Annotated in this window: 16 protein-coding genes; 1 reads left to right on the top strand and 15 read right to left on the bottom strand. The window is 70.9% G+C overall.

The features are described from left to right. Window positions 1–134 precede the first annotated feature (134 nt). From QO011_RS05565 to QO011_RS05550, 4 genes are all read right to left on the bottom strand, one after another. Window positions 135–1,892 (bottom strand): ABC transporter permease, encoded by a 1,758-nt coding sequence (locus QO011_RS05565; protein ID WP_307268738.1) that lies wholly within the window; start codon window positions 1,890–1,892, stop codon window positions 135–137. A gap of 88 nt (window positions 1,893–1,980) precedes the next feature. After that, window positions 1,981–2,208 carry a hypothetical protein gene (locus QO011_RS05560; protein ID WP_307268736.1) on the bottom strand — a complete coding sequence of 76 codons (228 nt, stop codon included), beginning with the start codon at window positions 2,206–2,208 and terminating at the stop codon, window positions 1,981–1,983. A 311-nt stretch (window positions 2,209–2,519) separates the two neighbouring features. Then, a complete protein-coding gene (locus QO011_RS05555; RefSeq protein ID WP_307268734.1) occupies window positions 2,520–3,632 on the bottom strand; it encodes a lactonase family protein in 1,113 nt (370 codons plus the stop codon). A 113-nt stretch (window positions 3,633–3,745) separates the two neighbouring features. Next, entirely contained in the window at window positions 3,746–5,971 is a 2,226-nt protein-coding gene (locus tag QO011_RS05550) for a bifunctional diguanylate cyclase/phosphodiesterase (protein WP_307268731.1), read from the bottom strand. Window positions 5,972–6,410: 439 nt separating this feature from the next. Here QO011_RS05550 and QO011_RS05545 point away from each other — a divergent pair, with 439 nt between their 5' ends. Beyond that, on the top strand, window positions 6,411–7,130 hold the full coding sequence (locus tag QO011_RS05545; RefSeq protein ID WP_307268729.1) for a transferase: 720 nt from the start codon (window positions 6,411–6,413) through the stop codon (window positions 7,128–7,130). A gap of 21 nt (window positions 7,131–7,151) precedes the next feature. On the opposite strand, the gene QO011_RS05540 is transcribed toward QO011_RS05545, so the two are convergent. The 11 genes from QO011_RS05540 to QO011_RS05490 form a co-directional block, all read right to left on the bottom strand. Further along, window positions 7,152–9,818, bottom strand: a complete 2,667-nt coding sequence (locus QO011_RS05540; RefSeq protein ID WP_307268727.1) for a nitrate reductase — start codon at window positions 9,816–9,818, stop codon at window positions 7,152–7,154. Then, window positions 9,818–11,425 (bottom strand): sulfite reductase subunit alpha, encoded by a 1,608-nt coding sequence (locus tag QO011_RS05535; RefSeq protein WP_307268725.1) that lies wholly within the window; start codon window positions 11,423–11,425, stop codon window positions 9,818–9,820. Before QO011_RS05535 ends, QO011_RS05540 begins: the two co-directional genes overlap by 1 nt. Beyond that, the gene (locus QO011_RS05530) at window positions 11,422–13,176 is read right to left on the bottom strand and encodes a NirA family protein (RefSeq protein ID WP_307268723.1); all 1,755 of its coding nucleotides are present in this window, start codon (window positions 13,174–13,176) and stop codon (window positions 11,422–11,424) included. The genes QO011_RS05535 and QO011_RS05530 overlap by 4 nt, the downstream gene beginning before the upstream one ends. Next, window positions 13,173–14,399, bottom strand: coding sequence for an NAD(P)/FAD-dependent oxidoreductase (locus QO011_RS05525; protein WP_307268721.1), 1,227 nt, complete (start codon window positions 14,397–14,399; stop codon window positions 13,173–13,175). The genes QO011_RS05530 and QO011_RS05525 overlap by 4 nt, the downstream gene beginning before the upstream one ends. A gap of 20 nt (window positions 14,400–14,419) precedes the next feature. After that, window positions 14,420–14,842 carry a globin family protein gene (locus QO011_RS05520; RefSeq protein ID WP_307268717.1) on the bottom strand — a complete coding sequence of 141 codons (423 nt, stop codon included), beginning with the start codon at window positions 14,840–14,842 and terminating at the stop codon, window positions 14,420–14,422. A gap of 31 nt (window positions 14,843–14,873) precedes the next feature. Beyond that, entirely contained in the window at window positions 14,874–15,668 is a 795-nt protein-coding gene (locus QO011_RS05515; protein ID WP_307268715.1) for an ABC transporter ATP-binding protein, read from the bottom strand. 11 nt (window positions 15,669–15,679) lie between these two features. After that, window positions 15,680–16,582 carry a nitrate ABC transporter permease gene (gene ntrB / locus QO011_RS05510; RefSeq protein WP_307268713.1) on the bottom strand — a complete coding sequence of 301 codons (903 nt, stop codon included), beginning with the start codon at window positions 16,580–16,582 and terminating at the stop codon, window positions 15,680–15,682. 29 nt (window positions 16,583–16,611) lie between these two features. After that, a complete protein-coding gene (locus tag QO011_RS05505) occupies window positions 16,612–17,931 on the bottom strand; it encodes a CmpA/NrtA family ABC transporter substrate-binding protein (protein ID WP_307268712.1) in 1,320 nt (439 codons plus the stop codon). Window positions 17,932–18,260: 329 nt separating this feature from the next. Then, window positions 18,261–19,304, bottom strand: coding sequence for an ABC transporter substrate-binding protein (locus tag QO011_RS05500; protein WP_307268710.1), 1,044 nt, complete (start codon window positions 19,302–19,304; stop codon window positions 18,261–18,263). Further along, entirely contained in the window at window positions 19,301–19,903 is a 603-nt protein-coding gene (locus tag QO011_RS05495) for an ANTAR domain-containing response regulator (protein ID WP_307268708.1), read from the bottom strand. The genes QO011_RS05500 and QO011_RS05495 overlap by 4 nt, the downstream gene beginning before the upstream one ends. Before the next feature lie 85 nt (window positions 19,904–19,988). Then, the gene (locus QO011_RS05490) at window positions 19,989–20,990 is read right to left on the bottom strand and encodes a rhamnose ABC transporter substrate-binding protein (RefSeq protein WP_307268704.1); all 1,002 of its coding nucleotides are present in this window, start codon (window positions 20,988–20,990) and stop codon (window positions 19,989–19,991) included. Window positions 20,991–21,056 lie beyond the last annotated feature (66 nt).

Genomic DNA, 21,056 nt, shown 5'->3' with positions numbered 1-21,056 from the left:
TCGATCCTCCAAAGCGTTTTGCGATTTGGCGGAATCGCCAGGACTCGCAAAGGCTCATCGCAAAGACGCGCCGAAACAAAGAGTGTGAGCAAAGCAACGTTTTCGGCCAAACGCGCTTTGCCCCAGGGAATGGGTCAGTCGAGACGCAGGCGGCGTTCCGCGAAGACGTAGAGCGGGCGCCAGAGGGTGCGGTTGAACAGGGTGACGAAGAGCGACATCACGGCGATGCCGAGCACGACCCGCGGAAAGTCGCCCGCGGTCGTCGCCTTGGCGATGTAGGAGCCGAGGCCGAAGGCTTCGAGCTTGGTGTTGCCCCAGGTGGCGATCTCGGCGACGATGCTGGCGTTCCAGGAGCCGCCGGACGCGGTCAGCGCGCCGGTGACGTAATAGGGGAAGATCCCCGGCAGGATGACCCGCCGCCACCACAGCCAGGAGCGCAGCTGGTAGACCGACGCGGCTTCCTTGAGGTCGGTGGGGAAGGCGCTCGCCCCGGCGATGACGTTGAACAGGATGTACCATTGGGTGCCCAGCACCATCAGCGGCGACAGCCAGATGTTCGGGCTGGCGCCGGTCGCGACGATGGCGACGACGGCGAAGGGAAAGAGCACGTTGGCCGGAAAGGCCGCCAGGAACTGCGCCAGCGACTGGATGCGGCCGGCGACCGTGGGCCGCAGGCCGACCCAGACGCCGATCGGCACCCAGATCACGCTCGCCACGGCGATCAGCAGGACTACGCGCACGAGGGTGACGACGCCCCCGGCCATGGCCTCGCCCACATCGGCCCAGCCGAGGGTCTGGCTGATATAGGCGATGGCCTCCCAGATGCCCCAGGCGCCGAAGGCGGCGATCAGGGCGAGCCAGGCATAGTCGAGCATGCGGCTCGTCTGGCTGCGGGTGGGCCGGGCCGGCGCGGACTGCCACGTCATCGGCAGGCGCACCAGCATCAGCCGGCGCCAGGCCCAGGCCAGCGGCGCGCTGACGCGCTTGAGCAGCTGGGTGCGCTGGAGGAGATCGTACACCCAGGAATCGGGCCGCTGCTGGCTGGCCGTCTGCTCGAAGCGGAACTTGTCGGCCCAGGCGACGATCGGGCGGAACAGCAGCTGGTCGTAGAGGACGATGACGATCGCCATGGCCAGGACCGCCCAGGCCACGGCGGCGAAGTCCTGCTTGTCGATGGCGACCGCCAGCCAGGAGCCGAGGCCGGGCAGCTGGACGGTGGTGTCGCCGACGGTGATCGCCTCGGAGGCGACGACGAAGAACCAGCCGCCGGACATCGACATCATCGTGTTCCAGATCAGGCCCGGCGCGGCGAAGGGTGCCTCCAGCCGCCAGAACCGCTGCCAGACCGACAGGCGGAAGCCGCGGCTGACCTCGTCGAGGTCGCGCGGCACGGTGCGCAGCGACTGGTAGAAGGAGAAGGCCATGTTCCAGGCCTGGCTGGTGAAGATGGCGAAGATCGCCGCGCATTCGGCGCCGAGCTGGCTGCCCGGGAACAGGTTCATGAAGAAGGTGACGGTGAAGGTCAGGAAGCCGAGCACCGGCACCGACTGCAGGATGTCGAGGGCGGGGATGATGATCATCTCCGCCCGGCGGCTCTTGGCCGCCAGGGTCGCGACGACGAAGGTGAAGACCAGCGAGGCGATGATGGCCGCGAACATCCGCAGCGTGGTGCGCAGCGCGTAGTCCGGCAGCATCGCCGGATCGAGCGTCACCGGCGCGGTCGACAGGCCGGCGAGCGGGGCGCGCATGCCCGCCGCGCCGTGGAAGGTCAGCGCGACCACTGCGGCGATCAGCGCGAAGGCGAGGAGATCGTGCAGGTTGGGCAGGATCCGCACACGGGCCAGCGCGGCGGCGGCGCTGTAGCCCGAGCGGTCGTTGGAATGGAACACCATCTTGAACCTCGCGGCGAAGGAAAGCACCGAAGCGGAGGGCTTCCGGCCTGGACGCTCCGCCGGGCCGGCATCGAAGGTGCGGGAGAGATTAGGCGGCTCTGCGCTCGGCGATGTGACAACTGGGGGCGTCATCGGCCCGCGGCTCGCAGATCCAGCGGCATTCGGGCCGCCCGCTGATCGGGTTCGGACGCCACACGGCGACGAGCACCGGACGGCGGGCCGGCTGCGCGCGCACCGGGGCGGCGACGGTCGGGCAGGAAGAGGTCCGCACGGCGGCAGCCGTGGTGCGGCCGCGGAAGGGGATGACGTTGTTCATGACTCGCCTCCTCGGTCGCCCTGAACGGCGCCGGCGAGGCGAGTGCGGACAGGCTAGGCCCGGCCCACGCCCGTCCGGCCGACGGTGTTGGGAGCGATATCAGACAAAATATCTGTCCGGCGACGGCCTCGGAGCGCCGCCGGACAGCCAGTTGGTTCGCTGTCCATCGTCCTTGTTCGGTCTCTTCTCGACGCACCTCGCGACGCCGAGCCGCGGAACGAGGACGGCGTCGTTCTCCCAGCGGCGCCAGCGGGCGTCAATTGCACCATGGCATGGCGCAACCATACGATGGTATCGGCCGCCCGTGCCGCTCACGTCTCGATCCGGCAGAAGGCGATGCAGGTCGGCGTGCCGGTGGCGATGTCGCGACCGGTGGGGACGAGCGCGCCGGTGGCCGCGTCGACGGCGAAGAGGCTGATGCGGTCGCTGTCCTGGTTGGCGACGGCGAGGAAACGGCCGGACGGGTCGAAGGCGAAATGGCGCGGCGTGCGGCCGCCCGAGGGCACGGTGCCCTGCAGCACCGCCCGGCCGTCGGCGTCGATGCGCAGGATCGACAGGCTGTCATGACCGCGATTGGCGACATAGAGGAAGCGGCCCGCCGGTGACAGGCGGATCTCCGAGCAATGGTTGCTGCCGGCCGCCGCGGCGGGCACGGTCAGCTCCAGCCCCAGCAGCGAGAAAGCGCCGGCGGCCGCGTCGAAGCGCAGCGAGGCGACGCTCGAGCCGAGCTCGTTGACGAGATAGGCGAAGCGGCCGGCGGCATCGAAGACGAAATGGCGCGGGCCGCAGCCCGGCGGCAGATCGAGGGCGCCCGCCGGCTCGATCGCGCCGGTGGCGGCGTCGAAGCGGTAGAGGACGAGCTGGTCGATGCCGAGATCGGCCACGGCGAGGAAACGATTGTCGGGCGTGGCCAGGACGCAATGGGCATGCGGCCGCTCCTGGCGCCCGGCATCGGGGCCCTGCCCATGATGCGTGGCCTCGGCCACCGCCGGGGCGAGGCCGCCGCCGGCACGGATCGGCAGGATGGCGAGCGAGCGGTTCGGCCGCCCCTCCACCGGACCCATGCCGTAATTGGCGACCAGCAGAAAACGGCCGGTCCGGTCCCGGCTGTGGTGGGCGGTGATGCTGCCGCGCGAGGGCTGCTTCTCCAGATAGGCGAGGGCGCCGCTGGCCAGGTCGACGGCATAGGCGGAGACGGTGCCCTCGTCCCAGCCGAACACCTCGGAATTGGCATGGAGCGCCCGGCCGTCGCCATCGACCGAGAGGAAGGTCGGGTTGTCGATGCCCTCGGTCACGCCCAGCGGCTCGGCCGCGCCGCTGGCCTCGTCGAAGACGAAGGCGGCGATGCCTCGGCCGTTGGCGCTGGCGAAATAGGGTGTCGGGCGATTGCAGCATCCGACATAGAGATAGGTCCGAACAGGCATTGGCGTCGTCTCCCCGGGGGATGGGCCGCGGCGGCCCGCACCGGCGCGGCGCCGCGGGGTCCGAAGGTCTCCGGGGACGTCATAGGCCGGAAGCCGGCCGGCGCAAACACCGCTCAGGCGGCGCCGCCGGCGGCGAGGGGACGGGCGCGGGCGAACTCCCGCACGGCCGCCTCGAGCCGTTCGATCGGCATGGGCCGGGCGAAGTAGTAGCCCTGCAGGGCGGTGCAGCCGAGGAAGCGCATCACGGTCGCGTCCGCCTCGGTCTCCACGCCCTCGGCGACGACGTCCATGCCGAGGTGCCGGCCGAGCTGGACGGCGGATTGGGCGATGGCGAAAGTGTTGCCGGTCTGGTTGATGCCGGTGACGAAGGAGCGATCGATCTTCAGCCGATCGAACTTGAAGTCGCAGAGATAGCGCAGGCTGGAATAGCCGGTGCCGAAATCGTCGAGAGCGATCTTGAAGCCGAGATTGCGGATGAAGGCCATGGTCTTGGTGGTGGAGGCCGAGGAGTTCAGCAGCACATTCTCGGTGATCTCGAAGATGATGCGCCCGGGGCGCACGCCGTGGCGCTGGATCAGGCTGGCCAGGTGATCCTCGATGCCGGCATTGCGCAGCTGCGCCGGCGACAGGTTGATCGACATTTCCAGGTCCGGCAGGCGGGCGCTGTCGGCGAAGGCCTGCTCCAGCACCCAGGAGCCGAGCGCCGGCATCAGCCCCGCCTCCTCGGCGATCGGGATGAACTCGGACGGAGCGATCGGTCCCTCGGTCGGATGGGTCCAGCGCAGCAGCGCCTCGACGCCCGTCACCTCGTTGGAGGAGCAGGAGAACAGGGGCTGGTAGTAGAGCGACAGGCCGCCATGCTTCAGCGCGGCCTGCAGGTCGATCTCCACGGTGCGCCGGCGCTGGACCACCCGCTCCATCTCGTCGGAGAAGAACTGGGCCTGGTCGCGTCCGGCGGCCTTGGCGGCATAGAGGGCGATGTCGGCACGTTGCATCAGCTCATCGACCGTCCGGCCATGCTCCGGCGCGAAGGCGAAGCCGATCGAGGCGGTGACGCTGACGTTCTGGCTGGCGATGGCGTAGGGCACGGCGAAGGCGCCGCTGAGCCGGGCGGCGAGATCGGTGGCCGCGCCGGTGTCGTCGGCGGTGCGCAGGATGGCGAACTCGTCGCCGCCGAAGCGGGCCAGCACGTCGCCGGGGGCCAACTCCTCCCGGAGGCGGAGCGCGGCGGCCCGGATCAGCGCATCGCCGGACTGGTGCCCGAGCGTGTCGTTGATGTCCTTGAACCGGTCGATGTCGAGATAGGCGATGATCAGGGCCGGCGGCGTGCCGGCGGCGAGGCCCTGCAGCGCCTGATCGACCTGCTCGGCGAAATAATGCCGGTTCGGCAGGCCGGACAGCGAATCGTGCTTGGCCGTGTACTGGGCCTCGGCCTCGCGCCGGGCCAGCTCCGCCGAGGTCTCGCGCAGCCGCCGCAGCATCAGCGCCGTCAGGAGCCCGGCGCCGAGGATGCCGAGCAGCACCAGCGGCAGGATGACGTTCAGCATGACGGCGCCCGGCTGCCGCGGCTTCCAGCTGAACATGCCGAGCAGCGTGCCGTCGTCGGCGACGAAGGGCTCGGTCATGGCGTCGCGGTCGGCGGCGCCGTCCTTGACCAGGGCCAGGTCGGGCATCAGCAGCGAGCGGCCGATCTTGCGGACGAACTGGTCGTCGATGAACACGATGCTGAGCAACGCATACGGCTCGTCCTTCAGCAATGTGGGATCGAGGGTCGGGCAGATGGTGATGGCCGTGACGATGGCCGGCCGGCCGTCGACGACGAGGATATGGCCGCGCCACTTGCCCCATTCGAGGACGCCCTTGAACTCGTGGAACTGGTCCTGGCCCTCGCCGAAGATGTCCGGCCGCTCGAACAGGCCCTTGGCCTTGCGCTCCCGCATCTCCTGGAGCAGCACCTTGAACTGCGGATTCTGATCGAAGCGCTCGAGGCCCTGCAGGCGGCCGCCCTTCTTGTACCCGTAGATCGGCTTGTCCTGCGAATTGAAGATATAGAGTTCGTCCTGGCCATAAATTTCGGTCAGGAAGAGGCCGATCTGCTCATCGATCCAGTCGGCGTTGAAAGAGATGTCGATGTTCTTGACCGCGTCATCCCACCAGGCAATGCTTTTCTGCTCATTGAGCACCCGGGCGATGCTCTGGTCGATGGCATAATCGACCAGCTTGGTCTCGGTTTCACCGGCCGCCTTGTTGGACGACCAGCCGGCATAGACGATGACGCCGATCAGGGCGAGACCGAAGAACGCGATGGCGAGTCCAATGGCGGTCGTCAGGCGATTCAAGTCGCCAGCCGGCTCCGCTATCCCTGCCCATCGCTTCATCCTGACGCCTCGGCTCGAACCCCGGTGACCCGCCTCGACTGTAAATACTTACCGCCCGGCCCGCTCCGATCCGAGATTCCGTCAGCACGCTACGGCAGAATGTTGAACAACATGTTGCCCGGCGGAACAGGCGTCGCGGACCGGATTCGGCCACAAACGGAGCCGGCGACCGGTCGGTCCGGCACCGATTGCACGCGTGCGCATGGGCACAGAGAATCCTTGCAACCTACCGTAGGTGAGACGCTGTCGAGTTCGCGCAACCATCAATCCTGATTGCACAAATATGGTTAATATATTATTAAATCGCGCCGATACTGCGCGGCCAGCACCGCAGTCGTTCAATTCCGCGAGTTTGACAGTGACAAATCTGGTTATTCGGCCAAGGAGCTACAGTCCTGATTTGCGGCGGGCAGCGATCGCCCTCGAACATGCGACCTGGGGCCCGGTCGGCTTTCTGAATTACACGGCCGCTCATCACAACTTCTACGACGATCTCCTGGAAGAGTTCGCGGACTGCCAGCTCTGCCTCGTCGATCCCGAGACGGACTACCCGGTCGCCGTCGCCTGCTGCGTGCCCGTCGCCTGTTCCGGCCCGGACGAGCTGCCGGCGGAGGGCTGGGACTGGATGGTCGAGCGGGCGGCGGCGCGTCGCGGCGGCCGGGCGAACATGCTGGGCGCGCTGGCGATCTCGGTGCCGACCGTCCATCGCGGCAAGGGCCATGCCCGGACGATGATCCGGGCCTTGCGCGACCTTTCCGGCCGGATGGGGCTGGACGGGCTGATCGCGCCGGTGCGGCCGACGCGCAAGGACGCCCATCCCCTCGTGCCGATCGGCGACTATGTGAACTGGGTGGACGACAAGGGCCGGATCTTCGATCCCTGGCTGCGCGCCCATCTGTCGGAGGGCGGCCGCCTGGTCCGCCCCTGCGAGCGCTCCATGGTCGTGGAGGAGCCGCTCGGCTTCTGGGAGACCTGGGCCGGCCGGGAGCTGGAAGCGTCCGGGGACTTCCTCATCGACGGCGCCCTGGTGCCGATCTCGGTCGATCCCACCCGCCGGATCGGCCGCTACGAGGAGCCCAATGTCTGGGTCGCCTATGGCGGGGGCGGCAGCCTGCACTGAGCCGGCGTCGCTCGCGCCGCCTCAGGCCGCCGGTATCCCCATCGCCTCGATCAGCCGGCGGATCTCCGGCCGGCACGAACCGCAATTGGTGCCGGCGCGCAAGCGCGCGCCGACCGCTTCGACGTTGCTTGCGCCGTCGCCGACGGCCGCCTCGATCGCCGCGCGATGCACGCCGAAGCAGGCGCAGACCAGCGGCCCGGCGCTGCGGTCGCCTGCCGGGCCGCGGCCGGCCAGGAGGTAGCGGCGCGTCGCCAGGTCGATGCGCTCCTCGCCCAGCAGGGCGATGGCTCGGTCGAGCGCCGCCTCGTCGCTCTCGGGAGCGGTGGCGAGCAGCATGTCGAGCCGCCCGCCGGAAAGAGACGCCGACCGGTGCGTGCCGGCGCGCCGGTCCGACCGTACCAGCGGCGCCGCCTCCAGGCCGAGCCAGTTCGACAGGAGAGCGTGCAGCGCCGCGGGATCCCGGACGCTGGCGAAGGTGACGGCCTCTCCGCCCGCGACCGCCATGCGGGCATGGCCGAGCCAGGCCGGCAGCGACAGGCGCCGGCGTGAGACGATGTAGCCCTGCGCGGCGACGGCGCAGGGACGGACGGCGACGGGCACCGCCTTCGAATCGGGCTGGCCCGATACCGGGTCGGTGATCGCATGCACCAGCGCGCCGACGCGGGCGCGGCCGGCGGTGGCGTCGGTCCAGTGGATCGGGGCGAACAGCGAGCCCGGCCGCTGGCCTTCGGTGACGACGACCTTGAGCTGCACCTCGCCGTGCGGGCTGCGCACCGCGGCGAAGCCCCCGTCCACCAGGCCGAAGCGCGCGGCGTCGGCGGGATGGACCTCGAGGAAGGGGGCACCGCGATGGCGGGCGAGCCGCGGGCTGAGGCCGGTGCGCGTCATGGTATGCCAATGGTCGCGCACCCGCCCGGTGTTGAGGAGCAGCGGATAGTCCGGCGAGGGCATGGCGGCGAGCGCCGGCACCGCGATGGCGACGAAGCGCGCCCGGCCGTCGGCATGGGTGAAGCCGCCCTCGGCGAACAGGCGGCGCCGGCCTTCCGCCTCGCCCCTGCGCAGCGGCCATTGCACCGGCTCCAGCCGGTCATAGGCCTCGTCCGTGAGCTCGGCGAGGCCGCCGATGTCGAAGGCGCGGCGGCCCTCGTTCTCGAAGGCGGACAGCGCGGCATGCTCGCGGAAGACGGCGGCGGGCCCGGCATAGGCGAAGGCCTCGCCATGGCCGAGGCGGCGGGCGACCTCGGCGAGCTGCCACCAGTCGGGCCTGGCCTCGCCCGGCGGCGGCCGGAACGGGCGCTGGCGCGAGATGCGGCGCTCGGAATTGGTGACGGTGCCGTCCTTCTCGCCCCAGGCGGCCGCCGGCAGCACCACCGTCGCCGCGTCGAGGATGCCGTCGGCATGGGCGGAGATGTCCGACACCGCCAGGAAGTCGAGCCGCTTCAGGGCCGCTCGCATGGCATCGGCGCGCGGCAGGCTCACGGCGGGGTTGGTCGACAGGATCCACAGCGCCCTGATCTCGCCGCGCTCGACGGCTTCGAACATCGCCACCGCCTTGCGGCCCTCGTGCCGCGCCATGCGCGGCGCCTGCCAGAAGCGCCCGACCCTTTCGACCTCCTCCGGCGAGAAACCCATATGCGCCGCGAGCTGATTGGCGAGGCCGCCGACCTCGCGCCCGCCCATGGCGTTGGGCTGGCCGGTGAGGGAGAACGGGCCGCAGCCCGGCCGGCCGATGCGCCCGGTGGCGAGATGGGCGTTGAGGATGGCGTTGACCTTGTCGGTGCCCTGCGCCGACTGGTTCACGCCCTGGCTGAAGCAGGTGACGACGCGCGGCGTGCCGATCCACCAGTCGAGGAAAGCGACGAGCGCCTCCCCCTCCAGGCCGCAGCGCGCCGCCGCCGAGGCCGCGTCCGGCGCGATCGCCCGGGCGGCCGCCAGCGCCTCGTCGAGCCCGGCGGTGTGGCGAGCGACGAAATCGCGGTCGAGGGCGCCGCGCTCGACGATCTCGACCAGCAGGCGGGCGAACAGGACGCTGTCCGTGCCGGGCGCGAGGGCGAGATGGAGATCGGCCCCTTCGGCGGTGACGGTGCGGCGCGGATCGACCACGACCAGGCGTGCGCCGCGCCCCCGCGCTTTTTCCATGCGCTGGAACAGCACGGGGTGGCACCAGGCGGCGTTGGAGCCGACCAGCACGATCAGGTCGGCCTCGTCGAGATCCTCGTAGCAGCCCGGCACCGTGTCGGAGCCGAAGGCGCGGCGATGGCCGGCGACGGAGGAGGCCATGCACAGGCGCGAATTGGTGTCGACATTGGCCGAGCCGAGGAAGCCCTTCATCAGCTTGTTGGCGACGTAATAGTCCTCGGTGAGGAGCTGGCCGGAGAGATAGAGGGCGACCGCCTCCGGCCCGTGCGTCTCCAGGGTGCGCCGGAACCCGTCCGCGACCGCATCGAGCGCCCGGTTCCAGGTGGAGCGCACGCCGTGGATCGTCGGGTGGAGCAGGCGCCCGCCGGTCGCCAGCGTCTCGCCGAGCGCCGCGCCCTTGACGCAGAGCCGCCCGGCATTGGCGGGATGGCCGGGGTCGCCGGCGACGGCCGCGCCACCGGCGCCGTCCGGCGTCACGAGGACGCCGCAGCCGACGCCGCAATAGGGGCAGATGGTGCGGACCGTCGGCGACGGCGCGTGCGCGTTCATCAATAGACGTCCGCCTGGTAGCGGCTGGCCTTCTTCAGCCCGGCGACGAAGGCCGCGGCCTCCTCGGCCGAGCGGGCGCCCGCCTCGGCGACGATGTCGACCAGGGCGCGCTCGACGTCGCGCGCCATGCGCCTGGCATCGCCGCAGACATAGAGATGAGCGCCCTCGGCGATCCAGCGCCACAGCTCCGCCCCGACCTCGCGCATGCGGTCCTGCACGTAGAACTTCTCCCGGCCGTCGCGCGACCAGGCCAGGGACAGCCGCGTCAGCAGGCCGCTGTCGCGCATGGCGGCGAACTCGTCCTCGTAGAAGAAGTCGTGGTCGCGCCGCTGATGGCCGAAGAACAGCCAGTTCCGCCCGGGCTCCCCCACCGCCCGGCGCTCCTGCAGGAAGGCGCGGAACGGGGCGACGCCGGTGCCCGGCCCGATCATGATGACGGGCGTCGCCGGATCGGCCGGCAGGCGGAAGCCGTGCGCCTTCTGCACATAGACCCGCAGCGTCTCGCCCAGACCGAGGCGCTCCCCCAGGAAGGTGGAGGCAACGCCGAGCCGCTCGCGCGGGCCGATGCGGTAGCGCACCGTGTCGACGGTGAGCGAAACCCGGCCGGGATTGGCGGCGAGCGACGAGGAGATCGAATAGAGCCGCGGCTGCAGCGGCTCGAGCGCCTCGACGAAGGCTTCCGCGCCCGGCCGGACACCGGGGAACTTGTGCAGCGCCGCCAGGACGTCGAGCGTCGCGGCGTCGCCGTCGGGATCCTCGCCGTTGGCCAGCGCCCGCGCCTTGCGCCTGAGGTCGCCGCCGCTGACATAGGAGAAGAGCTGGAACAGGGCGTCGGGCGGGGCGCCGAGGCCGACATCCTCGATCAGGACATCGCGCAGCGGCCTGCCCCGCACCAACCCTTCCGGCCGGGCGCCGAGCATGGCGATGACCTGGTCGGCGAGCGCCGGCGGGTTCTTCGGGAAGACGCCGAAGCTGTCGCCCGGGGCATAGTCGAGCCCGCTGGCGGCAAGGTCGAACTCGACATGCCAGGTGGTCTTGGCCGAGCCTTCGCCGTTGAGGCGCCGCCGCGACAGGAACGCGGCCTCGGCCGGGTTGTCGCGGGAACGCCCGGGCTCGCCGGCGGGGCCGGCGACGGGCTTGGCGTCGCCCGCGACCGGCACGGCCGCCGGGGCCTCGCCGATCTCGGCCGCGAGCTGCCGGAGCATGCGGGCGGTCTCCTTGCCGCCCGGCGCGCACAGGGTGAGCCGCTCCTCCTTCTTCAGGAACAGGGCATTGGCATAGTCGGCGCAGCTGTAGCCGCACTGGCCGCAATCCTGCTGCGCCATGGCGGCCATCAGGCGCGGCGCCAGCGGCCGGCCGGCGGCCATGGCGAGGCGCTCGTCGAGCGGCAGGCTGGGATCGTGCCAGGGCGCGCTATCGTTGTCGGCGAGCGCCGGGGCGGCCGCCTCCGGCATCAGCGCGGCCCCTTCCGCCGCGGTGAGCGGCATCGGCGCCCCGTCCGCCGTCACCACGGCGGCGAAGAAGCCGTTCAGCCAGGCGCGCTGCTCCGGCGTGAACGGCGCGCTCTCGGGCACGAGCATGCGGGGCGGCGGGATCTGGACGCTCATGACGCCTCCGCCAGCCTGCGCAGCGCCTCGGGCTCATGGCGCTGGGTGAAGGCCTGGAAGCTTTCCTGCGAGCCGGACCGATGGTCGAGATAGGCGCGCAGCAGGGCCTCGACCTTGCCGGCGCAGGCGGTCGCCGGCACCTCGCGCCAGAGCTCGCGCCCGATGCGCGCCTGGTCGGCGAAGCCGCCGCCGACCACGATGGTGTAGCCCTCCACCTGGTCGCCCTCCTCGCTCACCGTCACCTTGGCGCCGACCAGGCCGATATCGCCGACATAGTGCTGGGCGCAGGAATGATGGCAGCCGGTCAGGTGCACGTTCACCGGCACGTCCAGGCTGAGCCGCGCATCGATGTGGTCGGCGATGGCGAGCGCGTCCTCCTTGGTATGGGCAGCGGCGAACTTGCAGCCGGTGGCGCCGGTGCAGGCGACCAGGCCGGCGCGCAGCGAGGTCGCCCGCCAGCCGAGGCCGAGCGCCTCGACCGCGGCCTTGGCGGCGTCCGCCCGCTCGTCCGGCACGCCTGAGAGGATGAGGTTCTGCCAGACCGTCAGGCGGATGTCGCCGTCGCCCAGGTCGCGGGCGAGGGCAGCGAGGCCGCGCATCTCGGCCGCCGTCATCTTCCCGACCGGCAGGGCGACGCCGAGCCAGTTGAGCCCGGGCTGGCGCTGGGGGTGCAGGCCGATATGGGCGGCGCGGTCGACCGGCGGGCGCGGCGCCACCGCCGCCTCGGCGATGCGGGTCAGCGGCCGGCCGAGCTTCTCCTCGACCGCGGCGAGGTATTTCTCGAAGCCCCAGGCGTCGAGCACATATTTCATCCGCGCCTTGGTGCGGTCGGTGCGGTCGCCATGGTCGATGAAGACGCGGACGATGGCGTCGGCGACGGCGCAGCACTCCTCGGCGCGGCAGAAGACGCCGGTCGGGCGCGCGAGGTCGCGATGGCCGGTGATGCCGCCGAGCACGAGGCGGAACCAGAGGCCCGGCTCGGCGCCGTGCTCCCCGCGCACCTCCACTGCCTGGAAGCCGATGTCGTTGGTCTCCTCCAGCGTGGCGATGCGGCCGCCGCCGTCGAAGGCGACGTTGAACTTGCGCGGCAGCCCATAGAGCGAGCGGTCGTTGAGGATGTGGTGGTGCCACTCCCGCGCCAGGGGCCGCGTGTCGCAGAGCTCCTGCGGGTCGATGCCGGCGGTGGCCGAGCCGGTGACGTTGCGGATATTGTCGGCGCCCGAGCCGCGCGAGCACAGGCCGAGGTCCTGCACCGCCTCGACCACGCGCACCGCGTCGTCCGGCCTGATCTCGCGGATCTGCAGGTTGGCGCGGGTGGTGACATGGGCATAGCCGCCGCCGTGGCGCTCGGCGATCTCGGCCATGCCGGCGAGCTGCCAATGGGTGAGGATGCCGTTGGGGATGCGCAGCCGCGCCATGTAGCTCGCCTGGGCGGGGGCCACGTAGAACAGCCCGAAATAGCGCCAGCGGAAATTGTCCTCCGGCTTGGGAAAGGCGCCCTCGCGTGCCTGGTGCCTCAGCCTGGGATAGGCGTCGAAGGGATGCTCGGCCCGCTTCCACTTCTCCTGGTCGACCAGCTTGCGGCCGGCGGCGGCGGCGGCGTCCTGCGCCCGGACATGGGCGGCGTCCGGCCCGGTCGGCACCGCGGCGACCGGTGCCGCGGACGGCGCCCTGGCGCCGCGCACCGCCTGCATGCCGGAGACGAAGCCCTCCAGATAGCGCTTCTGGTCGGGGGTGAAATCCTGGGTCATGCGGCCTCCCGGATGGCGCCGTCGCAGAAGGCGCGGCCGAAGATGAGGTCGTCGCGGATGGCGGCGACGTCGTCGCCGCGACGGATGAGGTCGCGGTACCAGAGCGCATCGTCGGCCTCGCCGACCAGCACAGCGCCGACCAGGCGGTCGCCGCGCAGCACCAGCTTCCTGAACAGGCCGAGGCCCCGATCCTCCAGCAGGATCGCGTCGGTGCCGGCCTCGCCCTGGACGTCGCCGGCGGAGAACACCGGCACACCGGAAACCTTGAGGTTGGTGGAGAGCGCCGTGCCGCCATAGAGGGCCTCGGCCTCGCCGGCCAGCCGCCGGGCCAGCACGCCCACCTGGTCATAGGCGGGCTCGACCAGGCCGTAGACCATGCCGCGGTGCTCGGCGCACTCGCCGACGGCGTGGACGAAGGGCAGGCTCGTGGTCAGGCCGTCGTCGACCAGGATGCCGCGCCCGACCGGCAGGCCGGCGGCCGCGGCGAGGGCGACGTTGGGCCGGACGCCCACCGCGACCACCACGAGGTCGGTCGGCAGGCGCTCGCCGTCGGCCAGCACCAGCGCCTCGGCCCGGCCGGCGCCGTCGACCGCCGCGGTCTGCGCCGACAGGCGCAGCCGGATGCCCTTGCGCTCGACGGCGCGCCTCAGGAAGGCGGCGGCGCTGACATCGAGCTGGCGATCCATCAGACGGTCCGTGACGTGGACGAGGGTGACGTCGGCCCCGCCCTTGGCCAGGGCATGGGCGGCCTCGATACCGAGCAGCCCGCCGCCGATCACCGCGACGCGGCCGCCGGAGCGGGCGGCGGCGCCGAGGGCCGGCAGGTCGGCGAGGTCGCGGAAGGTCATGACGCCCGGCAGGTCCATGCCCGGCACCGCCAGGCGGATCGGCGTGGAGCCGGTGGCGAGCACCAGGCGGTCGAAGCCGATGCCGCCACCATCGGAGAGGGTCGCGGCACGGCCGGGCAGGTCGAGCGCCTCGACCCGCCGGCCGGTGATCAGGCGGATGCCCTGCGCCGCGTACCAGGCCGTATCGCACAAGGCGATGTCGGCCTCGCCGACCTCGCCGGCGAGCAGCGCCGAGAGCAGCACCCGGTTGTAGCCGGGCAGCGGCTCGGCGCCGACGACCGTGACGGCGAAGCGGCCCGGCGCACGGGCGGCCAGCTCTTCGCAGAGGCGGACGCTGGCCATGCCGTTGCCGACGATGAGAAGGTTTTCCGTCATGGCTGCCCCGTCGCGGCCGGTCAGGCCGCGGCCTCCTCGCCATAGGCCTCGGCGATCATCACCCCGGCGAGGGCGCCATAGGCCGAGAGCCAGGCCTCGCGGACCTCGGGAGTGAAGCCCTCGCCGAGGCCCTGCTCCAGGGTCCAGATCAGCGCCGTGCCGACCGGGGCGTAGTGCGCGGCGGTGACGCCGTAGCCGACATGCCGCGCCGCCATGGCCTTGATCGCCGGCAGGAGCGCTTCCAGCCGGCCGAGGCCGGCGACCACGGTGGCGAGCGCCGCCATCAGCTTGCGGCCCTGCCCCTCCATGTCGCGGGGGAAGAGCGGCTTCACCTCCGGCGCGATCTCGAACAGACGGCCGTAGAACAGGCCGGCAGCGGTGTCGGCGATCGGCGCGACGCGGGCGAAGGACGATTGGACGAGCTCGATCTGCTGCGGCGTCATGGTCCGGCTCCGGGGTGTCGGGATGGGATGGTCAGGCCGCCTCGACGAAGCGGTGGCGCTCGTAGAGGAATTTCAGGACGGCCTCGCGGGTGCGCAGATAGGTCGGGTTGGCCGCGAGCTCGAGGCGGCGGCGCGGGCGCGGCAGCGGCACGCCGAGGATGTCGCCGATCGTGGCCGAGGGGCCGTTGGTCATCATCACGATGCGGTCGGAGAGCAGCGCGGCCTCATCGACGTCGTGGGTGATCATGATGGTCGTGGCGCCCAGGCGCGCGTGGATCTCCATCACCTGGTCCTGGAGATGGGCTCGCGTCAGCGCATCGAGCGCCCCGAACGGCTCGTCGAGCAGCAGGATCTTCGGCTCCATCGACAGTGCCCTGGCGAGGCCGACCCGCTGCTTCATGCCGCCGGAGATCTCGGAGGGGCGCTTGTCCTTGGCGTGGACCATCTGCACGAGGTCGAGATTGTGCATCACCCAGTCGCGCCGCTCCGCCCGGGTCTTGCCGGCGCCGAAGACCTTGTCCACCGCCAGGCGGACATTGTCGTAGACCGACAGCCAGGGCAGCAGGCTGTGGTTCTGGAACACCACGGCGCGGTCCGGGCCCGGCGCGTTGACCTCCTTGTTCTCTAGGAGGATCGCCCCGGCGCTCACCGGCGTCAGCCCGGCGATCAGGTTGAGCAGGGTCGACTTGCCGCAGCCGGAATGGCCGATGATCGACACGAACTCGCCGCGCTCGATGGTGAGGGTGACGTCCCGGAGGACCTGCGTCGTCGCGGTGCCGCGGGTGAAGGCCTTGTCGACGTGGTCGACCTTGAGATAGGCGTGCATCGGCGTCGTCCTCAGCTTGCGGCGCTGCCGCGGGTGACGAGGGCACCGATCGCGCCGACCAGGCGGTCGAGGGCGAAGCCGACGATGCCGATATAGACGAGCGCGACGATGATGTCGGACAGGCGCGAGGAGTTCCACGCGTCCCAGATGAAGAAGCCGATGCCGACGCCGCCGGTCAGCATCTCGGCGGCGACGATGGCGAGCCAGGACAGGCCGATGCCGATGCGAAGGCCGGTGAAGATGTAGGGCGCCGCCGAGGGCAGCATGATCCGCCAGAAGAACTCGACGGGGTTGAGGCGCAGGACCTTGGCGACGTTGCGGTAGTCCTGCGGGATGTTGCGCACGCCGACGGCGGTGTTGATGATCACCGGCCAGATCGCGGTGATGAAGATGACGAAGATCGCCGAAGGCTGGCTGTCGCGGAAGGCAGCCAGCGAGATCGGCAGCCAGGCGAGCGGCGGCACCGTGCGCAACACCTGGAAGATCGGGTCGAGGCCGCGCATCGCCCAGACCGACTGGCCGATGATGGCGCCGACCAGGACGCCGGCGACCGCGGCAAGACCGAAGCCGTGGGCGACGCGCTGCAGCGAGACCAGCACCCGCCAGCCCAGGCCCATGTCCTGCGATCCCGCGACGTAGAAGGGCTGCAGGATCAGGTCCTGGGCGTCGGCCCAGACCCGCAGCGGGCTCGGCAGCGAGGAGCCGGGCTGGTCGAAGGCGACCTGCCAGATCAAGAGCAGCAGGATCAGCGTGATGGCCGGCGGCACGACGGCCGCCGCCAGGGCGCGCAGGCGCCGGCCCCAGAGGCCGACCGGGGGCTTTTTCGGAGGCGGCAGCGGGATGACGCGCGGCTCGGCGACGCCGGCGGCAGGGGTCGGGACGGCCGGGGTCGACTTGACGGCGGCGAGAGGCATGGCGCGCTCCATCGAGAGGCTGGGACCGGTCACGCCAGGCGCTTGATCGTCTGGCTCTTGAGGTAGGCGGCGGGGTCGGCGGGGTCGAACACCTTGCCGTCGAAGAAGGTCTCGGGGCCGCGGCTGTCGCCGGCCGGGATGTCGGCGGCGGCGACGCCCAGGGCCTTGGCCGCCTCGCGCCAGAGATCGGCACGGTTCACCTTGGCGATCAGCGCCTTGACGTCGGTGTCGGCGGCGAGCTTGCCCCAGCGGATGTTCTCGGTGAGGAACCAGGCGTCATGGCTGGCATAGGGGAAGGCGGCGCCGCCGGCCCAGAACTTCATGTAGAGGTCGGTGCCGGTGGCGACGCGGCCATTGCCGTAATTGATGTCGCCCTTGATGCGGCCGATAATGTCGGCGACCGGCACGTTGAACCATTGGCGGCGGCCGACGATCGCCGCCATCTCGTCCTTGTTTTCTGCCTTGTCGCACCATTGCTGGGCTTCCAGCACCGCCATCAGCAGGGCCTGCGCCGCCCGCGGGTTCTTCTCCACCCAGTCGGCGCGCAGGCCGAGCGACTTCTCCGGGTGCCTCTTCCACAATTCGCCTGTCGTGGCTGCGGTGAAGCCGATGCCCTGATGGACGAGCTGCTCGTTCCAGGGCTCGCCGACGCAGAAGGCGTCCATGGTGCCGACCTTCATGTTCGCCACCATCTGGGCCGGCGGCACGACGATGGTGGAGACGTCCTTGTCCGGGTCGATGCCGGCGGCGGCCAGCCAGTAGCGGATCCACATGTCGTGGGTCCCGCCCGGGAAGGTCATGGCGACCTTGACCTCCTTGCCCGCCGCCTTCCTGGCCTCGAAGGCCGCCTTGAGCTTGGAGGCGTCGAGGCCGACGCCGAGGTCCTTGTACGCGTTGGAGACGGAGATGCCCTGGCAGTCGAGGTTGAGCCGCGCCAGGATCACCATCGGCACCGGCACGTTGTTCTGCGTCACCTTGCCTGAGGTCATAAGGTAGGGCAGCGGCGTCAGGATATGGGCGCCGTCGATGCCGTTGCTGGCGCCGCCCAGCACCATGTTGTCGCGCAGGGCACCCCAGGACGCCTGCTTCAGCACCTCGACATCGGGCAGGCCGTGCCTGGCGAAGAGGCCCTTCTCCTTGGCGATGATCAGGGGCGAGGCGTCGGTCAGGGCGATGTAGCCGAGCTTGACGCCGGCGACCTCGGGACCGGCGCCCTCGGCATGGGCGCCGGCAGGCAGAGCGATCCGGGCGGCGGCGAGGAGGGCGGCGGCGCCGGCGGCCCCCTTGATCACCGCGCGGCGGCTGGGCTCGCCGGCACGCCTGTCGGCAGCTTTGACAAATCCGGTCATGGACGATCCGTCGGTTGCGCCGTCCCCCCGTCGCGGACAGCATGAGCCAAAGAAAAAGCCGCCGAACGACCCCGACGTCCCCGTGGACGGTCGAAATCGCGCAGCGGCTTTGCCTGATGCCGTCCGGCGTTGGAGCGGCGTGCCGGGCAGCATCGCCCGGCTGTAGTCGCTCCAAGGTGAGCAAGCGGCGTGCCAGACCTCGCCGATCCCGGACTCCGGAACAGGATCAACGACTTGACCGCAACCGTATCGGTGGAGGCATCCGGCGGTCGGCGTGCTGCGCTGCACAAATTTTCGGCACGCCGCCCAAGGATCGGGCCGGCGTCGGCTCAGGTGGCGAGGCGGTGCAGGTCTTCGCGGAACACGCCGCGGGCCAGGGCGCGCGCCGCCGGCCCATCCTGCATCTGGCCGGCTGCGACCATGGCGTCGATCAGGCGGTCGGCCACCTCGGCGCCCGGCGCCAGGGCCGCCGGATCGATCCTGAGATAGGCCGGGGCGAGGCGGGGCGGGCGGCCGGCGCCGAGCGCGATACGCCCGGCGAGGATCGCCTCGATCCGCACCGCGGGCATGTCGAGATAGGCGGAGCCGGCCATGTGCACGGCGAGGCGGGCGCGATGGTCGGGCGCCTGCGCCCAGCGCGCCGCCGCCAGCACGGCGCGGGCCAGGGCGAGGGCGGTGTCGGCACGCCGGTCGATCTCCGCCGCCGGGAAGACCAGGAGCTTTTCCGGGGCGTCGGCGATCAGGTCGAGGCCGAGCGCCGCCACGGCGCCGTGGCCGGCCTCGACCGCCAGCACGTTCCAGGGCGCGCCGGCGCAGAAGCCGTCGATCTGGCCGTTGGCGAGGCTCGCCGCCATCAGCTGCGGCGGCAGCACCACCGTCGGGATGTCCTCGCCCGCCCTGAGCCCGGCCCGGCGCAGCCAGGCCTCGACCAGCAGGGCATGGGTGGAGAAGGGGAAGACGGTGGCCAGCACCGGCGGCCCCTCGCCGCGCGCCAGCCGGGCGGCGGTCACCGCGGCGAAGGCCCGCGCCGACACCGCCACGTCGGCGATGTCGCCCTCGGCCGCCTCGGCCATGGCGGCGAAGAGCCGGGTCGACAGGGTGATGGCGTTGCCGTTGCGGCTCAGCATGACCGGCGCCGCCATGGGCACGGTGAGATGGCCGAGGCCGAGCGTGGAGGCGATCGCCGCCGGGGCGAGCATCTGCGCCGCGTCGAGCATGCCGACGGCCAGACGGTCGCGCAGATTGGCCCAGCTGACGTCGCGGACGAGGTCGACCGACAGGCCCTCGGCCTCGGCGAAGCCTTCCTCCCGCGCCGCCACCAGCAGCGCGGCGTCGACGAGCGGCAGGAAGCCGATGCGCAGGCTTGTGCTCATCGCAGGAGATCCGCAGCGGTGATGATCGACTGGGCGACGTCGGCGATGCGCCGGTTCTCGTTCATGGCTGCGCGGCGCAGCAGGGCATAGGCCTCCTCCTCCGGAATGGCGCGGGCCTTCATCAGGATGCCCTTGGCGCGGTCGATGACCTTGCGCTCCTCGAGCTGGGTCCGGGCCTCGGCGAGCTCGCGCCGCAGCCGGTCGAAGGCGTTGAAGCGGCTGATCGCCATGTCGAGGATGGCCTTGACCCGCTCCTTGCGCAGGCCGTCGACGATATAGGCGGAGACGCCGGCATCGACCGCCGCCTCGATCATGGCGGTGTCGGACTGGTCGACGAACATCGCCACCGGGCGGCGGACGGTGCGGCTCACCGTGAACATGCTCTCCAGCACGTCGCGGCTCGGGCTCTCCAGGTCGATCAGGACGACATCGGGCTCCAGCGCGTCGAGGCGCTTGAGCAGCGCCGCGGTCTCGCCGATCCGGACGATGTCGGCGTAGCCGGCCTCCCGAAGCCCCGTCTCGATGATGGCACTGCGCACCGGGTTCTCGTCGACGATGGCGATGCGCGTCGAGCGATCCTGCGATGAAAATTTCGGCATAAGCTCGGCGAGGCGCGGTCCCATGGTCGACAGACGCCCGGCAAGCAAGCGCCGTGCCGGGCGTGCCGCGGGAGACAGGCCCCCGTCAGAACTTGAACTCGTCGACGTTCTTGGGCGTGACGATCTGGGCCGGGCCGAGCACGACCTCGCCCTTGGCGCCGACGGTGTAGTCGCCGAGGCGCCCGGCCTTGAAGCTCTCGCCCTCCTTGCCGGTGAGCTTGCACTGCGCGACGAGCTGGGCGGCGTGGTAGGTGAGGTAGCCCAGGTCCTTGACGTTCCACCAGATGTCCTGGACCGTGCCGTTCTGAATGTACTTCTTGATCAGCGTCGCCGGGGCGAGCCCGGTGAGCTTGACCTTGCCGAGGGAGCCGGCCTGCTCCATGGCGCGCGCGGCGGCGGGCAGGCCGATGCCGGCGGGAATGATGATGCCCTTGAGGTTGGGGAAGGCTTCGACCAGCGCCAGGGCCTGCTGCTGGTTGACCTGCTCGCTCTCCTCGCCATAGGCGATCTGGACCAGCTTCATCTTGGCGTATTTCGGCTCCTTCAGCCTGGCCTTCATGAAGTCGATCCAGGCGTTCTGGTTGGTCGCCGTCGGGGTCGAGGACAGGATGGCGAAATCGCCCTCGTAGTTGAGCATCTGCCCCATGCTCTCCAGCATCATCTCGGCCAGGCTGTCGCCCTTGGCCTGGTTGAGGAACAGGGAGCGGGCATCGGCGGCGACGTCGCTGTCATAGGCGACCACGCGCACGCCCTGCTTGGCCGCGCGCTTCAACGCCGGGGCGACCGCATTGGCATCGTTGCCGGCGATGGCGATGACGTCGACCTTCTGGGCCACGAGGTTGTTGACGAACTCGATCTGCGCCTCGGCCGTGGCCTGGGACGGCGCCTGCTGCACCACCTTGCCGCCGATCTCGGCCGCCGCCTCCTCGGCGCCGGTCCTGGCCACCTGGAAATAGGGGTCGGTGTCGAGCTTGGGCAGGAACCCGACCGTCACCGGGCCGCTGGCGCATTGCTGCGCCAGAGCGCCGGTGGCGGCCAGCATGGATCCGAGCGCCAGCGCCGCGAACGTCGCCGTCTTCGATGTCATGTCCGTCTCCTCCTCGTTGTCGGGATCGCTGCGATCCCGGTCTTCTTCTCTGCGTCGTGATCTCCG

The sequence above is a fragment of the Labrys wisconsinensis genome (genome assembly GCF_030814995.1).
In the GTDB taxonomy this organism is placed as follows: Bacteria; Pseudomonadota; Alphaproteobacteria; order Rhizobiales; family Labraceae; genus Labrys; species Labrys wisconsinensis.
Note: the sequence above shows the minus strand (reverse complement) of the source record. Positions and strands in the feature narration are given on the sequence as shown.

Excerpts from the sequence above, each read along its gene's own strand:
- QO011_RS05515 (WP_307268715.1), bottom strand. The coding sequence starts at position 15,668 with ATGCACGCCTATCTCAAGGTCGACCACGTCGACAAGGCCTTCACCCGC.
- QO011_RS05530 (WP_307268723.1), bottom strand. The coding sequence starts at position 13,176 with ATGACCCAGGATTTCACCCCCGACCAGAAGCGCTATCTGGAGGGCTTC.
- QO011_RS05535 (WP_307268725.1), bottom strand. The coding sequence starts at position 11,425 with ATGAGCGTCCAGATCCCGCCGCCCCGCATGCTCGTGCCCGAGAGCGCG.
- QO011_RS05500 (WP_307268710.1), bottom strand. The coding sequence starts at position 19,304 with ATGAGCACAAGCCTGCGCATCGGCTTCCTGCCGCTCGTCGACGCCGCG.
- QO011_RS05525 (WP_307268721.1), bottom strand. The coding sequence starts at position 14,399 with ATGACGGAAAACCTTCTCATCGTCGGCAACGGCATGGCCAGCGTCCGC.
- QO011_RS05540 (WP_307268727.1), bottom strand. The coding sequence starts at position 9,818 with ATGAACGCGCACGCGCCGTCGCCGACGGTCCGCACCATCTGCCCCTAT.
- QO011_RS05495 (WP_307268708.1), bottom strand. The coding sequence starts at position 19,903 with ATGCCGAAATTTTCATCGCAGGATCGCTCGACGCGCATCGCCATCGTC.
- QO011_RS05560 (WP_307268736.1), bottom strand. The coding sequence starts at position 2,208 with ATGAACAACGTCATCCCCTTCCGCGGCCGCACCACGGCTGCCGCCGTG.
- QO011_RS05520 (WP_307268717.1), bottom strand. The coding sequence starts at position 14,842 with ATGACGCCGCAGCAGATCGAGCTCGTCCAATCGTCCTTCGCCCGCGTC.
- QO011_RS05505 (WP_307268712.1), bottom strand. The coding sequence starts at position 17,931 with ATGACCGGATTTGTCAAAGCTGCCGACAGGCGTGCCGGCGAGCCCAGC.
- QO011_RS05555 (WP_307268734.1), bottom strand. The coding sequence starts at position 3,632 with ATGCCTGTTCGGACCTATCTCTATGTCGGATGCTGCAATCGCCCGACA.
- QO011_RS05490 (WP_307268704.1), bottom strand. The coding sequence starts at position 20,990 with ATGACATCGAAGACGGCGACGTTCGCGGCGCTGGCGCTCGGATCCATG.
- QO011_RS05565 (WP_307268738.1), bottom strand. The coding sequence starts at position 1,892 with ATGGTGTTCCATTCCAACGACCGCTCGGGCTACAGCGCCGCCGCCGCG.
- ntrB (WP_307268713.1), bottom strand. The coding sequence starts at position 16,582 with ATGCCTCTCGCCGCCGTCAAGTCGACCCCGGCCGTCCCGACCCCTGCC.